Source organism: Variovorax sp. 770b2, assembly GCF_900115685.1.
GTDB lineage: Bacteria > Pseudomonadota > Gammaproteobacteria > Burkholderiales > Burkholderiaceae_C > Variovorax.
The window spans coordinates 589,088-604,071 of sequence record NZ_FOXJ01000002.1; the positions used below are offsets into that span (position 1 = coordinate 589,088).

Below are 14,984 nucleotides of genomic sequence, written 5' to 3' on the forward strand. Positions count from 1 at the left end.
AGTGAACAGTCCCAACGACATCTCGACCGTGCTCGACCGCAACTCCGAGTCCCCGCTGTGGGCCCAGTTCCGCGATGCGCTGCGCCTGCAGATCCTGCAGGGGGTGCTGCCCATCGGCGCCAAGCTGCCGTCCGAAGCCGAGCTGGGCGACCAGTTCGGCATCTCGCGCATCGTGGTGCGCGAAGCGCTGGCCGACCTGGTGCGCAACAACCTCATCTACAAGATCAAGGGCCGAGGCGCCTTCGTGTCGGCGCGCGAGCGCGACGAGGATTTCGTCTCGACCGTGCTGGGCTTCTCCGACGAGATGGAGCGCAAGGGGCGCTCGGTGCGCACGCAGATCCTCACGCAGGAATTGCGCGCGCCCACCGAACAGGAGGCCGCGTCGCTGGGGCTCACGGACCCGGACGCGCAGGTCGTTGCGCTCAAGCGTCTTCGCAGTGTCGATGGCGAGCTGCGCCTGCTGGTCGAGACGGTGGTGCCGGCGGACCTGGCGCCCGGGTTGCATCGCACGCGGCTGGATGACCGGTCGCTCTACGACGTGCTGCGCCGGCAATACGGCCTGCGCCTGGTGCGCGCCGAACGCTGGATCGATGCGGTGCTGCCCGATGCCGAAACCTGCAAGCTGCTTGACCTGCCGCAGCCCGAGCCGCTGCTGCGCATCGAGTCGATCGCCTATGGCGCGAACGGCCGGCCGCTGGAGCACTACCGCGCGCTGCACCGCTGCAAGGAAAGCCGCCTGCACGTGCAGACGACGACCTGAGTTTTCTTGTGCGTCAGGCCTTGGCGACGCTGCGCGAGGGCCAGAGCACCGAGGCGATCGCCACCATCATCAGCGCGACCGCGACCCAGTCCTGCCAGTGCACGACCTCGCCCAGCCACACCGCGCCGCTGAAAACGCCGAGCACGGGGATGAACATCACGCTCAAGGTCGAGGCCACCGGAGGCAGTCCGCGCGCCAGGTAGAACCACGCGGCATGCGCGAAGCCGAAGATCAGCACCGCGTTGTAGAGGATCGATCCCCAGGTCACCGGGCCCGGCCATTGCCACGGGGTGCGCTCGAAGAGCAGCGAGAGCACCGTCATCACGACGGCCGTCATCGCGGTCATCCAGAACGACAGCGTGAGCGTCGGCAGCCCGATGCGCGTATGGCGCAGGAGCTGCGTGCCCAGCGCCCATGTCGCCGCGGCCACCAGCGCCAGGGCCACGTAGCCGGGGCGCCCCGCGAGGTCGGTGAGCTCGTGCCACAGCAGGAGGCCCACGCCGACCGCGCACGCCCCCACGCCGATCCATGAACGCCGCGTGAGCACGGCGGAGAACAGCAGCGCGCCGATCACCGCCGAGAACACCGGCATCGTGTACCCCAGGATCGCCGCGCGCCCGCCCGACAGCGCCTTCACCGCGAGGATGATGCAGGCGTGCCAGACGAACATGTTGGTCGCGCCCAGCCACACCAGTTCGGGCCACGCGCTGCGCGGCACGCGGAACGGCACCTTCATCCACACCAGCGCGAGGCCCAGCACCGGCAGGCCCAGCCAGATCGAGATGGCGCGGAAGGCGAGCGGCGGATAGTCCGCCACGCCCAGCTTCATCACCGGCCAGTTGAAACCCCAGGCGAGGGTCAGGAGGACGAGCAGGACGAACTGGCGCGGGGTGAAGGAGGGCATCTGCGAGGTCTACAGCAAACGCTTGAGGTAACGCCCCGTGTGGCTCGCCTGGTTCGCCGCGATGTCTTCCGGCGTGCCTTCGCCCACCACCGTGCCGCCGCCGGCGCCGCCTTCGGGGCCCATGTCGATCAGCCAGTCGGCGGTCTTGATGACGTCCAGGTTGTGCTCGATCACCACGATCGTGTTGCCCGCGTCGCGCAGCTGGTGCAGCACCTTCAGCAGCAGCTCGATGTCGGCGAAGTGCAGGCCGGTCGTCGGCTCGTCCAGGATGTAGAGCGTGCGGCCGGTGTCGCGCTTGCTCAGTTCGAGCGCGAGCTTCACGCGCTGCGCCTCGCCGCCCGAGAGCGTGGTGGCCGACTGGCCCAGCTTGATGTACGAGAGACCCACGTCGAGCAGCGTGTGCAGCTTGCGCTCGATGGTCGGCACGGCCTTCAGGAACTCGTGCGCGGTCTCCACCGTCATCTCCAGGATCTGCGCGATGTTCTTGCCCTTGTAGAGCACCTCGAGCGTCTCGCGGTTGTAGCGCTGGCCGTGGCACACCTCGCAGGGCACGTACACGTCGGGCAGGAAGTGCATCTCGACCTTCACCACGCCGTCGCCCTGGCAGGCCTCGCAGCGCCCGCCCGCCACGTTGAAGCTGAAACGGCCCGGGCCGTAGCCGCGTTCGCGCGCGGTGTTGGTCTCGGCCATCAGCTCGCGGATCGGCGTGAACAGGCCCGTGTAGGTGGCCGGGTTGCTGCGCGGCGTGCGGCCGATGGGGCTCTGGTCGACGTTGATGACCTTGTCGAAATACTCGATGCCCTCGACCGACTCGTGCTCGGCCGGCTCTTCGTGCGCGCGGTACAGCGTGCGCGCCACGGCGGTGTAGAGCGTGTCGTTCACCAGCGTCGACTTGCCCGAACCGGAGACGCCCGTCACGCAGGTCAGGAGGCCCACCGGGAAAGCGACGCTCACGTTCTTCAGGTTGTTGCCGGTCGCACCGACCACGCGGATTTCCTGCAGGTCGCTCTGCGAGGCCAGGTGCGCCGCTTCGCGCGCGGCGCGGCGTTCGGCCGCGGGGCTGGGTGCGAAGCGCGAGGCTTTCTTGCCTTCGTTGAATGCGGGCTTCTTCACCACCGGCAGCCAGGCGGTGCGGTGCCGGGGCACCTCGATCTTGCGCACGCCCGAGAGGTACTGGCCCGTGAGCGATTCGGGGTTGGCCGACACCTCGGCATAGGTGCCTTGCGCCATCACGCGGCCACCGTGCACGCCCGCGCCGGGGCCCATGTCGATCACGTGGTCGGCGGCGTGGATCATGTCCTCGTCGTGCTCGACCACGATCACGCTGTTGCCGATATCGCGCAGGTGCTTCAACGTGCCGATGAGCCGGTCGTTGTCGCGCTGGTGCAGGCCGATGCTGGGCTCGTCGAGCACGTACATCACGCCCGTGAGGCCCGAGCCGATCTGCGAGGCCAGGCGGATGCGCTGCGCCTCGCCGCCCGAGAGCGTCTCGGCGCTGCGGTCCAGGCTCAGGTAGTTGAGGCCCACGTCGTTGAGGAATTTCAGGCGCAGGCCGATCTCGCGCACCACCTTGTCGGCGATGTCGGCCTTGGCGCCGCGCAGCTTGAGCGTCTGGAACCAGGCGAGCGAATCGCGCAGCGTGAGGTGGCTCAGTTCGAAGATCGCCATGCGCGGCGGCTCGCTGCCGTCCGCCGGGCGGGCCGATTCGTCGACCAGGAACACGTTGCGCGCCTCGGGCCGAAGGCGCGAGCCGCCGCAATCAGGGCAGGGCTGGAGGTTCCGAAAGCGCGCGAGGTCTTCGCGCACCAGCACCGAATCGGTCTCGCGGTAGCGCCGCGTCATGTTGGGGATGATCCCCTCGAAGGGGTGCTTCTTCGTGAGCTTCTTGCCCGCGAAGTTGCCCGACTCCATGGTGTAGTTGAACTTGATCTCTTCGGCGGCCGAGCCGTTCAGCAGCACCTGCTGCACCGAGGCCGGCAGCGATTCGAAGGGCGCGTCGACGTCGAACTTGTAGTGCTTGGCGACGCTCTCGATCATGCTGAAGTAGTAGCCGTTGCGGCGGTCCCAGCCCTTGATGGCGCCACTGGCGATCGACAGTGACGGGAAGGCCACCACGCGCGCCGGGTCGAACACCTCGCGGTGGCCCAGGCCGTCGCAGCTGGGGCAGGCGCCCACGGGCGAATTGAACGAGAAGAGGCGCGGCTCCAGCTCCGACAGCGAGTAGTGGCAGACCGGGCAGGCGAACTTGGCGTTGAACAGGTGTTCCTTGTCGGCCACACCCTCGGTGCCCAGTTCCAGCGCAATCGCGCGGCCTTCGGCCAGACGCAGCGCGGCCTCGAAGCTCTCGGCCAGGCGCTGCTGCATGTCGGGGCGCGCGCGCAGGCGGTCGATGACCACGTCGATGTCGTGCTTCTCGGTCTTCTTGAGCTTGGGGAGGTCGTTGTATTCGTAGGTCTGGCCATCGACGCGAAAGCGCACGTAGCCCGCGGCCTGCATCTCGGCGAAGAGCTCCAGGAACTCGCCTTTCTTCTCGCGCGCCACGGGGGCCAGGATCAGCAGGCGCGGCTCGTCGGGGATGGCCAGCGTCGCATCGACCATCTGCGAGACGGTCTGCGCCTGCAGCGGCAGGTGGTGGTCGGGGCAGTAGGGCGTGCCGGCCCGGGCGTACAGGAGGCGCAGGTAGTCGTGGATCTCGGTCACCGTGCCCACGGTGGAGCGCGGGTTGTGGCTGGTGGCCTTCTGCTCGATGCTGATGGCGGGCGACAGGCCCTCGATCACGTCGACGTCGGGCTTGTCCATGAGCTGCAGGAACTGCCGCGCATAGGCCGACAGGCTTTCGACGTAGCGCCGCTGCCCTTCGGCATAGAGCGTGTCGAAGGCCAGGCTCGACTTGCCCGAGCCCGACAGGCCGGTGATCACCACCAGCTTGTTGCGCGGAATGTCCAGGTCGACGTTCTTCAGGTTGTGGGTGCGCGCACCGCGGATGCTGATGCGCTGCTGCGCCAGCACCGCGCCGAGGTAGGTGTCGCGTTCGAGTTGTGCGTCGCGTGTGCGCTGCGCGTCGTCGTCGGCGTATTCAGTGGCTTTTGAATTCAAGGGGGCGATCGTCCGAGGGCAACCGGACATGATAATCCGCCCCGCATTTCATGGCGAGGGCGCGGAATCCGGCGGTTTCGCCGTGGGGGCTTCCGGCGCAGCCGGATGCACCGGCTCGGTCGAGCCGATGGCCCGGCCGACCATGTGCTCGGCCAGCGTGTCGTAGAGCGGGCGGCTGATCATCCGGGAGACCAGGCTGGCCAGCATGGCGGACGCCATCAGGCTCAGCACCATCGAATGGCCGTCGACCATCTCCATGACGATGATGAAGGCGGTGAGCGGCGCCTGCGTCACCGCGGCCAGGAAGCCGGCCATGCCCATGGCGATGAGCGCGGGCCCCAGGTCGCTGCTGGCCAGCCGCGACACCGCATCGCCGATGCCCGCGCCGATGGACAGCGAGGGCGCGAAGATGCCGCCCGGCACGCCGCACCACGCCGTGAGCCAGGTGGCGATGAACTTCAGCACGGTGTAGAGCGGCGTCAACTGGTCGTGCCCCTGCAGCATCTGCTTGACCGCCTCGGAGCCGGCGCCGAATGTCACGCCGCCGGTGACCAGCCCGATGATGGCGACCGCCAGTCCGCCGGCGGCCGCGAAGCGCACCGGAAAGCGTGCCCGCCAGCGGTTGAGCCGCCCGGGCGCGCCCGTGAGCGAGGCGATCAGCAGCCGCGCGAAGAGGCCGCCCGCCGCGCCGCTCAGCAGCGTGACCAACAGGCCGGGCCCGAGCGCGTCCCAGCCCAGCCGGGGCACCCGTATCACCCCGAAGTAGCTGATGTTGCCGAAGGCCGACACCGCCACCAGGCCCGCCAGCACGATGGCCGTGATGATCAGGCCGCTGGAGCGCGCTTCGAGCCGGCCCGACAGCTCTTCGATGGCGAACACCACGCCCGCGAGCGGCGCATTGAACGCCGCCGCAATGCCGGCCGCCCCGCCGGCCACCAGCAGCGCGCGCCCGTCGATGGCGGTGTTGGGCGAGAGCCAGCGCCGCGCATGCTGCATCACACCGGCCGCGACCTGCACCGACGGGCCCTCGCGCCCGATCGACAGGCCGGCCGCGAAGCCCGCCGCCCCGAGCCCGATCTTGGCGACCGTGAGCCGCAGCGAGGCGAACATGAAGCGCCGCTCCTGCGGCAAGGCCGGATGCAGCGCCGCCTTGATCTGCGGAATGCCCGAGCCGCCCGCACCGGGAAAAAAACGCAGCGTGAACCACACGATGGCCGCGGTGATCAATGGCGTCGTCAGCAGCACGGCCCAGGGCCAGGCGGCGTAGAAACGATGGAATCCGCCGAAGATCCAGTCGCTGGCGAGCGTGAAGCCCACCACGAAAAGCCCTGCCGCGATGGCGTAGCCCAGCACGATGGCCCGGTCCAGCCAGACCCGGCCGCTCGACAGCTCGGCGCGCAGGTGTTCGAAGAAATCGGGTTCACGGTTCATGCGGAAATGTCATTCTGGCATCCCCACGGCGCGGCGCCGCGGGCGTCGCCCGGGCCGGCCGGCATCGGGCACAATCTCCGGTTCTCTTCCTCCTCCTTCATCTACTTATCAGGGGCAGTGCATATGGCATCGGTCAATAAAGTCATCGTCGTCGGCAATCTGGGGCGCGACCCCGAAATGCGTACCTTCCCGAGCGGCGACCAGGTCGCGAACGTCACAGTGGCCACCACCGATCGCTGGAAAGACAAGCAAAGCGGCGAAATGCGCGAAGCCACCGAATGGCACCGCATCGTCTTCAACGGCCGCCTGGCCGAAATCGCCGGCCAGTACCTGCGCAAGGGCTCGCAGGTCTATGTCGAAGGCAGCTTGCGCACGCGCAAGTGGACCGACAAGGACGGCATCGAAAAATACACCACCGAGATCCGCGCCGACCAGATGCAGATGCTGGGCAGCCGACAAGGCCAGGGCGGCCCGTCGGGTGGTCCGGAAGACGACGGCGGTTATTCGCAAGGCGGCGGTGGCGGCGGCTACTCGCAGGGCGGCAACGGTGGTGGTGGCGGTGGCGGTGGCGGCTACGCCCCCCGCGCTCCCGCAGCGGCACCCCGCGCGCCGTCGGCCGCACCGCGCCAGGCACCGGCCAAGTCGTCGTCGGGCTTCGACGACATGGACGACGACATCCCGTTCTGATCCGAACGTCTTCCCTTGCATGACCGAAGCCGCTGCATCGCTGCTTCGGACATGCGTCCTGCCCGGGGCATCCTCGCCCCCGGCCATGCCCTGAATCCCGCCCTGCAGCTCGCGCCCCGATGAACTTGCCCCTGGTGCGCCAACTGCGTGCGTGGTTCTTCGAAGGCCTCTCGAAATACCGCGCCGCACCCCTCTGGGCCAACGTGGTGCTGGCCGTCTCGCTCGCCTTGCTGGCAGTCATGATCGTCTTCTTCGGCGGATCGTCCGCCGTGCCGGGTGTCGCGGCGACGCAGATCACCCGCGCCGGCTGGCAGGTGACCGAGGCACCGGGCTTTCGCGAACCCTCGCTGGTCATGGACAGCCGGGCCCTGCCCGACGCCTGGCAGCCTGTCGGGCTGCCCCTGTCCCTGCCCATCGCGCTGCTGCGCCAGGCCGACGGCCGCGAGTCCACCCGCACCCGCGCCAGCGCCAGCGCCAGCGCCAGCGCCACGCGCACCACCTGGCTGCGCGTGGCGGTGCGCGACCTGCCCGTCACCACGGGCCCGCTCGCGCTGTACGGCGCGCGCATCAAGACCGACGGCACCATCGCGGTGTATGCAGACGGCCGGCTGGTCCACCGCGCGCAGGAGAACGGGCCGCTCTGGAACAGCACCCGCGCGCCCCTGTGGGTGGTGATCGAGAAGACGCCCGACGCGGTGCCGCTCAAGGAAATCCTCATCCGCCTGGAACACACGCAGAACGCGCAGGTGGCGGTGTCCTCGCTGTGGCTGGGCCCGGTCGATTCGCTGAAGGACCGCTACAGCAAGCGCCTGTGGTTCCAGCAGGACCTGCCGGCCATGCTCAGCGCCGCCTTCATGGCCGTGGGCCTGTTCGCGCTGTTCGTGTGGTTCAGGCGCCGCCACGAAACCGGCTACCTGCTCTTCTTCAATCTCGCGACCACGTCGTTCCTGCGGAGCCTGCACTTCTACGTGGGCTTGCCGGTGGCCAACGACTGGTTCGCGTGGCTGACCGTCAACTCGCTGTTCTGGCTGGTCGCGGTGGTGCATTTCGCGCTGCGCCAGTTGCATGGGCGTCCGCTCAAGTGGCTGACGTTCGGGGTGGTCGGCTGGACCGTGCTGATCGGCGTGCTGACCCTGCCGGGGCTTTCGATCCTGAGGAACACACCGCAGGTCACGCCGCTCATCTACGTCGGCGCGGCCTTCATGGGCGGCGCGGTCGCGCTGGTGGGCGGCATCAGCGCCTGGCGCCGCTCCAACGAGGGGCGGCTGGTGGCCGTCGGCATCGGCGTGTGCGTGCTGCTGGGCCTCTCGGACTGGCTGCTGCAGAACAACTTCGTGAGCCCCGAGGGCTGGTACCTGGGCGCCTACACCAACGCCGTCACTTTCACCGTGTTCGGGGCGCTGATGTACCGGCGCTATGTCGATGCCATCGCCGAGGTGGAACTGGTCAACGCCAGCCTGGCCGAGCGCCTGCGGGCCCGCGAGGCCGAGCTCGAACTCAGCCACCGGCGCCTGCGCGAAGTGGAGCGACGCCAGACCATCGGCGACGAGCGCCAGCGCCTGATGCAGGACATGCACGACGGCCTGGGCTCCTCGCTCATCAGCGCGATCCGCTCGGTGGAGAACGGGCGCCTCACCAGCGAGAAGGTCTCGCACATCTTGAAGAGCTGCCTGGACGACCTGAAGCTCACCATCGATTCGATGGAGCCGCTCGAGGAAGACCTGCTGCTCCTGCTGGCCACGCTGCGCTATCGCCTCGGCCCGCGGCTGGAGAGTTCGGGCGTCGCGCTGCGGTGGGAGGTGCAGGAGATCCCGCCGATCGACTGGCTCGACCCCACCAGCGCGCTGCACATCCTGCGCATCGTGCAGGAGAGCATCGCCAACATCCTGCGCCACACCCGCGCCACCGAGATCCGCGTGGGCACCGTGCCCGAGGCCGAGGGCGTGCGCGTGACGATCGAGGACAACGGCCAGGGCTTCGACGTGGACAAGGCGATGGCCGAGGCCGGCGGGCGCGGCATGCAGAACCAGCTGCGCCGCGCGCAAGCCATCGGCGGGGGCGTGGGCTGGCGCTCGGGGCCGGCGGGCACGCTGTTCACGCTGTGGCTGCCGCTGCAGCGCAAGCCGCGCAAGGCCTAGAGGGCAGGCCGGCCGCTCAGCCGGCGTCCGCGTGCCCCTGGTGCTGGGGCAGGTCGTCGTTGATGGCGAACCACGGCGCCTTCGAGCCGACGAAGATGTGCGCGCTCGGGCGGATCGACGGATCGTCCACCAGCGTGCCCAGGGTGACGTGCACGAACAGGCCGTCGCGCACCACCGAATAGAGGAACGAGCCGCACGTGCCGCAGTGGATGTCGCCGGCGTCCGGCTTGCCATGGATCAGCAGCTGGTCGCCGCCCTCTGTGAGGGCCAGCTTGTGCCGCTCGATGCCGGCAAAGGGCTTGAAGGCCGAGCCCGTGGCGCGGCGGCAGTCAGCGCAGTGGCAGTTCAGCGCATAGGTGAATTCGTCGGCCACCGTGTAGTGAACGGCGCCGCACAGGCACCTGCCGGCGAGCGTGCGTGCGGGCTCCGTCATCGGCGTCTCCCGCAATCGCGCGGGGCTTCAGCCCGCCAGGCCCACGAACACGTTCTGCACATCGTCGTTCGCGTCGATGGCCGCGAGGAACACTTCGACTTCCTCCAGGTCCTCGGCGCTCAGGCTGGCCGGATCGACCGGGTTCTTCGGCTTGTAGCCCAGCTTGGCCGACAGCACCGTGAAGCCCTGCGCCGGCAGCGCGCGGCTCACGAGGTCCAGGTCCGTCGGGTCGGTGAGGAAGACGCTGGCGTTGCCCTCGGAAGCCGGCTCGAAGTCCTGCGCGCCCGCCTCGATGGCGGCGACCTCGGCGTCGGCAGTGGCATTCGCGGGCTCGGCCTCGATCATGCCGACGTGGTCGAAATCCCACGACACCGAGCCCGACGTGCCCAGCTGCCCCTTGCGGAACAGCACGCGCATTTCAGGCGCGGTGCGGTTCACGTTGTCGGTGAGGCATTCGACCATCACCGGCACGCGGTGCGGCGCAAAGCCTTCGTAGATCACGTGCTCGAAATGCACCGCCTCGCCCGTGAGGCCCGCGCCCTTCTTGATGGCGCGGTCCAGCGTGTCCTTGGGCATCGAGACCTTGCGGGCCTGCTCGACCACCAGCCGCAGGCGCGAATTGGAGGCCGGGTCGGCGCCGTTGCGCGCGGCCATCATGATTTCCTTGGCCAGTTTTCCGAACAAGCGGCCCTTGGCATTGGCGGCCAGATCCTTGTGTTTTGCTTTCCACTGTGCGCCCATGGCTGATGTTCCTTCGATTCGGGGCGACTACTGTAGCCGCAGCGCGGGGGCGGGCCGCAGTTTTCTCCAAGTCGCGGAGAAAGGGCGCGTCTACGCTCGCGCCGTTCACAACCATCGAGCCCGACGACACACCATGCCCTCCACCGAAACAAGACGACAGCAGACGGAAATCTTTCATCGGTTGCACGCCGGCCCCGCGCCGCTGGTGCTCGCGAACGCATGGGACGCGGTCAGCGCGCGCATCGTCGAGCGTGCCGGAGCGAAGGCCATCGCCACCACCAGCGCGGGCATCGCGTGGGCGCTCGGCCATGCGGACGGGGAACGCATGCCGGTGGACGAAATGCTCGCCGCCACCGCGCGCATCTGCCGGGTGACCGGCGTGCCGGTCACCGTCGACATCGAGCGCGGCTTCGGCGACAGCACCGGGGCCGTCTGCGACGTGGTGCGCGCGCTCATCGACATGGGCGCGGTGGGCGTGAACATCGAGGACGGCACGCTCCCCGGCACGCGCGCGCTCGCGCCGCCGGAGATCCTGTGCGAGCGCATCGCGGCGCTGCGCCGGCTCGATGCGCGCTTTTTCATCAACGCGCGCACCGACACCTACTTCGTCGCGAACGACGACCCCGCCGCGCGCTACGAAGACACGCTGCGGCGCGCGCGGCTCTACGCGGCGGCGGGCGCCGATGGCATCTTCGTGCCGGGCATGGCGAAGCTGGAGGAGATCGCGGGCCTCGCCGATGCCGTGCCGCTGCCCGTGAACGTCTATGCCGGCTACGCGCAGGCGCCTTCGGCCGCAGTGCTCGCCGGCGCCGGCGCGCGTCGCATCAGCCTGGGCTGCGGGCCGCTGCAATCGGCGCTCGGCTTGCTCGGGCGCATCGCCGCGGAGGCCTTCGATGCAGGTCAATTTCGCGCGATGGGCGAGGGGATGCTCGCGGCGGGTGAAATCAACGCGCTCTTCGCTCCTCTGTCCGGATCGGTCGCCAAAACCTAGAATTCCGCACACCGCGATGGCGGTAGAAAACGCACAGGGAGTCGGTGGGCGAAACGAAAGGATCCATGGGTTCGCCACACAGCACGCGCGACGATTCCGCGCTCATCCGCCAGGCACTGGGCACTACCGAGGCCTTCGCGGCCTGGCCTGCGGCATTGCTGGACGGACTGCTGCGCGTGGCCTGGCTGCGCACCTGTGCGCGCGGCGAGCTGGTGTACAGCGAGGCAGTGGACGAACCCGTGGTTCTGCTCGTGGTGTCCGGCCATCTGTTGATGAGCCGCCTGGCCGCCGAAGGCCCGGGCGTGCCCATGTCCATCATGGGGCCCGGAACGCTCATCGGCGTGCCGCGCGCGCTCGACGCCAAGGGCGAGGCGCGCTGCATCTACCGTGCCCACGGCAACGCGGTGGTCGCCTATTTGCCCGCGCGGGAAATGCTCGACGTGCTGGACGCCGCGCCTTCGCTCTGGAAGAGCCTGACCCTCATGCTGCTGCGCCAGCACCGCCAGATGCTCACGGCCATGATCGACCAGCTCGGCGGCAGCCTGCGCCGGCGGCTGGCCGCCACCATCGCCCGCCTCGCGCAGGTCTACGGGGTGGACGGCGCCGCGATGACGCTGCGGCTGCGCCTCTCGCAGGAAGACATGGCCGGCCTGCTGCAGGTCTCGCGCGGCGCCATCAACAGGGAGATGCGCGCGATCGAGGAGCTGGGCCTCCTGCGCGCCGACTACGGCACCGTGACCGTGCGCGACCTGCCCGCGCTGCTCGCGCTCGGCGGCATCGGCAGCCGGCCCGCGCCCTTCGAGCCGGAAAATCCGCCGGGCCATGCGCCAGCCGACGTCGCGCTCATCCGCCAGGGCCTGGCGCTCGTCAAGCGCTTCGCCGCGTGGCCCCCCGCGGCCATCGAGGCGCTGCTGCCCTCGGCGCGCCTGGGCCGCTATCGGCGCGGCGCGCGCGTGCGCATCCAGAGGAGCGATGGCGAGCCCGAGGCGCTGGTCGTGCTCTCGGGCCACCTCTTGGCCAGCCGCGTGCACGCGGACGGGTCGTACACGCCGGTGTTCGTTTTCCGTCCCGGCCGGGTCGCCAACATGTACAAGGTGCTGGATTCGCAGCACCACCTGCACGACATGTACGAGGCGCTGGACGAGCTCGTCGTGGTGCACCTGGCGGGACGCGCGATCGTGGAGCGGCTCGATGCGCAGCCCGCGCTCTGGAGAGCCATGGCGCCCCCGGTGCTCCTGGGCGTGCGCGCCGTCGCCAGGACCCTGATGGACTACCAGACCGGCAGCACCCGCCAGCGCCTGGCCGCCACCATCGCCCGGCTGGCGCAGCTGTACGGAGCGGGCGACGGCAGCCCCAGCTTGCGGCTTGCGCTGTCGCAGGACGATCTCGCGACCATGCTGCAGGTCTCGCGCCAGTCCATCAACCGTGAGATGCGCGTGCTCGAAAAGCAGGGGCTCGTGGGGGGCGAATATGGCGCGGTCAGCGTTCATCAGCTTGCGGCCCTGCGGCAATTGGGCGGACAAGTGCAGGAGGGACGGGAGGGACAGGATGGGCAGGACGCGCAGCCCTGAATTTTCAATCGTTATCAAGTTACGAATTCGCTTCGATTAAATTGCCCGCCGGCCAATCCGCAGTGAATTGTGGATTGAAGTTAAAAGTTGGCGATCATTTCTAAAGCAATTCAATTCCGAATTCCCGAAATGAACCGCCGCACAGGGTGGCATCGTGAATTCGACGGAAAAATCCGCGCAGGACATGGCGCTCCTGCTCCAGGGGCTGGGCACCTTCCAGGCTTTTGCGCCGTGGTCCGCGGCCGCATTGCGGGAATTGCTGCGATCGGCCCGTCTGCGCCGGTATGACCGGGGGGCGCCGGTCCATCGCGAGGGCGGCGGCGGGGCCGAAGCGCTGGCGGTGCTGTCGGGCTGCCTGATGATGGGCTGGTCGGGGCTCGGCGGCGAGCCCCTGTCGCTCACGCTCGTCGGGCCGGGCACGTTGGCGGGCATCGGCGGCGTGCCCGAGCCGCATGACGAGACGCGCTATGCCTACCACGCGCACGACGACGGCACGCTGGTCGCGCACCTGTCGGCCCCGGCGCTGCTCGGCATCCTCGATGCGGAGCCGCCGCTCTGGCGGGGCATGGCGCCCTTCCTGCTCAGGCAGCAGCGGGCGCTGCTGGCCACCCTCCTGCACCAGTTGAGCGGCCCGGTGCGCCAGCGGCTGGCAGCCACGCTCACCCGGTTCTCGCAGATCCACGGCGGCAACGACACCACCCGGACGCTGCGCCTGCGCCTGTCCCAGGAAGACCTCGCAGCCATGCTGCAGGTCACGCGCCAGTCCATCAACCGCGAGATGCGCGCCTTCGAGCAGCGGGGGCTGGTCAACTCCGAGTACGGCAGCGTGATCGTGCGCAACCTTGCCGCGCTGCGCGCCCTGGGGCACGGGGCTTGAGTGCCCGTTGCGGTTTCGCTGCCCGGAATTGATTGGCGGATGTGCATTTATTTGCACAGTGCGAATCTCATTGGCCTCAATTGTCCTGAACATCACTTTTCGAAGAAATTGACCTGAAAAGAGGATTGTCAATTTCAAGATGTGCAATTGTTTGCGCTCGACGCAATTGCTTTTCAAGCACTGTCTCAAACATTACTTTCCTGGCCATTCAGCGCTCGCTCGCAAGACGAAGCCCTTCTAAAGTCCGCTCCGGATCGCAATGACATCAGGCCAGCGCTCCACGCCGGCGCCACTGGAATTACTTTCTGAATGGGCGCAATTCGTTGATTGCCTTTTTCAAAGAGCAATCCATTCGTAGACATGGCATCCCGGGGTGCCCAATTTCTGGAGAAAACAATGAACGGAACGCGGGCGCCTTCTTCCGTGGCCCTTGTCGACAGCGCCGAGATCCAGCGCCTGGGCTTGACCAGCCGGCTGGAGCGGCGGGGCTACCTCCCGATGCTGTTTTCCGGCGTGTCCGAGTTGCTGGCGGCGCTGGCCAGCGGCCGGCAATTCGAGGCCCTGCTCTTGATGGACGACGGCACCGCGGCCTGGGGCCGCCTGTCGGCGGTGTGCAGCGTGCTCGGCATGCCGGCGCTGCTTCTCACCCACGAAACCCGCTGGAAGACCCGCGCCGAGCCCGACCAGGACCTTCTGCTGACACCGCTCTTCGACTTCGCAACCTCCGACAGCACCGACATCGAACTCGACGCGCGCCTGCGCAACCTGATCCAGCGCACCCGCGCCAGCGGACGCCGTCACTCCCAGGCCCTGGAAACCACCATCGGCGGCTACGAGTTCCTCGAAGGCCCGCAGATCGTGGTGCACAAGGGGCGCGAAATCATGCTGCAACCGCGCCAGTTCGAACTGGCGCTCGAACTCTTTCGCAACGTCGGCCGCCTGCTTACGCGCGAGTGGCTGTGGAACTCGTTCTGGGGCCCGACGCTGCCGCGCGACGGCGTGCGCGCGCTCGACGTGTGCGTGGCCAACGTGCGCCGCAAGCTCGAACTGCGACCCGAAAACGGCTTCACGCTGCGCGCCGTCTACAGGCGCGGCTACCAACTGCGCACGACGCCGCCGCGAACCCGGCTCGATGCGGGGCTGGCGCTGGCGACTGCACCGAAGCCGCCCACCTTCGCGCACGCCGAAGGCGCCCTGAATGGCCTGGCCCTGGGGCCGGCCGCTTCCCTCGGGCCGGACGCGGGCCTGCAGCTTTCCTGACCGGGGCGAATTGAACCGAGCCGTCGGCGCATCCGCACCGCACGCGCGCGCCAGGTTTCCTGCTCACGGTGCATGCGCACCGCCCGCGAGCGACG

Annotated in this window: 12 protein-coding genes; 7 read left to right on the top strand and 5 right to left on the bottom strand. The window is 68.6% G+C overall.

The window, feature by feature from the left end; genetic code table 11:
- Position 1: 1 nt before the first annotated feature.
- Entirely contained in the window at positions 2-760 is a 759-nt protein-coding gene (locus BM133_RS18325; protein ID WP_093436577.1) for a GntR family transcriptional regulator, read from the top strand.
- A gap of 13 nt (positions 761-773) precedes the next feature.
- Here BM133_RS18325 and BM133_RS18330 read toward each other — a convergent pair whose 3' ends face one another.
- The 3 genes from BM133_RS18330 to BM133_RS18340 are packed head-to-tail and all read right to left on the bottom strand — an operon-like array spanning position 774 to position 6,191.
- On the bottom strand, positions 774-1,664 hold the full coding sequence (locus BM133_RS18330) for a DMT family transporter (protein WP_093436580.1): 891 nt from the start codon (positions 1,662-1,664) through the stop codon (positions 774-776).
- Positions 1,665-1,673: 9 nt separating this feature from the next.
- Positions 1,674-4,790 (bottom strand): excinuclease ABC subunit UvrA, encoded by a 3,117-nt coding sequence (uvrA, locus tag BM133_RS18335; protein WP_093436582.1) that lies wholly within the window; start codon positions 4,788-4,790, stop codon positions 1,674-1,676.
- An 18-nt stretch (positions 4,791-4,808) separates the two neighbouring features.
- Entirely contained in the window at positions 4,809-6,191 is a 1,383-nt protein-coding gene (locus BM133_RS18340; protein ID WP_093436584.1) for a chloride channel protein, read from the bottom strand.
- Positions 6,192-6,314: 123 nt separating this feature from the next.
- On the opposite strand from BM133_RS18340, the gene ssb reads away from it, so the two are divergent.
- Together ssb and BM133_RS18350 are read left to right on the top strand one after the other, a co-directional pair.
- Positions 6,315-6,878: a single-stranded DNA-binding protein gene (gene ssb, locus BM133_RS18345; RefSeq protein ID WP_093436587.1), complete on the top strand. Its 564-nt coding sequence runs from the start codon at positions 6,315-6,317 to the stop codon at positions 6,876-6,878.
- Positions 6,879-6,997: 119 nt separating this feature from the next.
- Positions 6,998-9,016: a sensor histidine kinase gene (locus BM133_RS18350; protein ID WP_093436590.1), complete on the top strand. Its 2,019-nt coding sequence runs from the start codon at positions 6,998-7,000 to the stop codon at positions 9,014-9,016.
- A 16-nt stretch (positions 9,017-9,032) separates the two neighbouring features.
- On the opposite strand, the gene BM133_RS18355 is transcribed toward BM133_RS18350, so the two are convergent.
- Both BM133_RS18355 and BM133_RS18360 read right to left on the bottom strand, forming a co-directional pair.
- Entirely contained in the window at positions 9,033-9,449 is a 417-nt protein-coding gene (locus BM133_RS18355; protein WP_093436593.1) for a GFA family protein, read from the bottom strand.
- A 27-nt stretch (positions 9,450-9,476) separates the two neighbouring features.
- Entirely contained in the window at positions 9,477-10,190 is a 714-nt protein-coding gene (locus tag BM133_RS18360; protein WP_093436596.1) for a YebC/PmpR family DNA-binding transcriptional regulator, read from the bottom strand.
- A 133-nt stretch (positions 10,191-10,323) separates the two neighbouring features.
- On the opposite strand from BM133_RS18360, the gene BM133_RS18365 reads away from it, so the two are divergent.
- The 4 genes from BM133_RS18365 (at position 10,324) to BM133_RS18380 (ending at position 14,889) form a co-directional block, all read left to right on the top strand.
- Complete coding sequence (locus tag BM133_RS18365) at positions 10,324-11,181, top strand: isocitrate lyase/PEP mutase family protein (RefSeq protein ID WP_093436599.1); 858 nt, start codon at positions 10,324-10,326, stop codon at positions 11,179-11,181.
- A gap of 65 nt (positions 11,182-11,246) precedes the next feature.
- Complete coding sequence (locus BM133_RS18370; RefSeq protein WP_093436602.1) at positions 11,247-12,752, top strand: Crp/Fnr family transcriptional regulator; 1,506 nt, start codon at positions 11,247-11,249, stop codon at positions 12,750-12,752.
- A gap of 154 nt (positions 12,753-12,906) precedes the next feature.
- Complete coding sequence (locus BM133_RS18375) at positions 12,907-13,629, top strand: Crp/Fnr family transcriptional regulator (RefSeq protein WP_143100151.1); 723 nt, start codon at positions 12,907-12,909, stop codon at positions 13,627-13,629.
- Positions 13,630-14,025: 396 nt separating this feature from the next.
- Positions 14,026-14,889: a winged helix-turn-helix domain-containing protein gene (locus tag BM133_RS18380; protein WP_177224869.1), complete on the top strand. Its 864-nt coding sequence runs from the start codon at positions 14,026-14,028 to the stop codon at positions 14,887-14,889.
- Positions 14,890-14,984 lie beyond the last annotated feature (95 nt).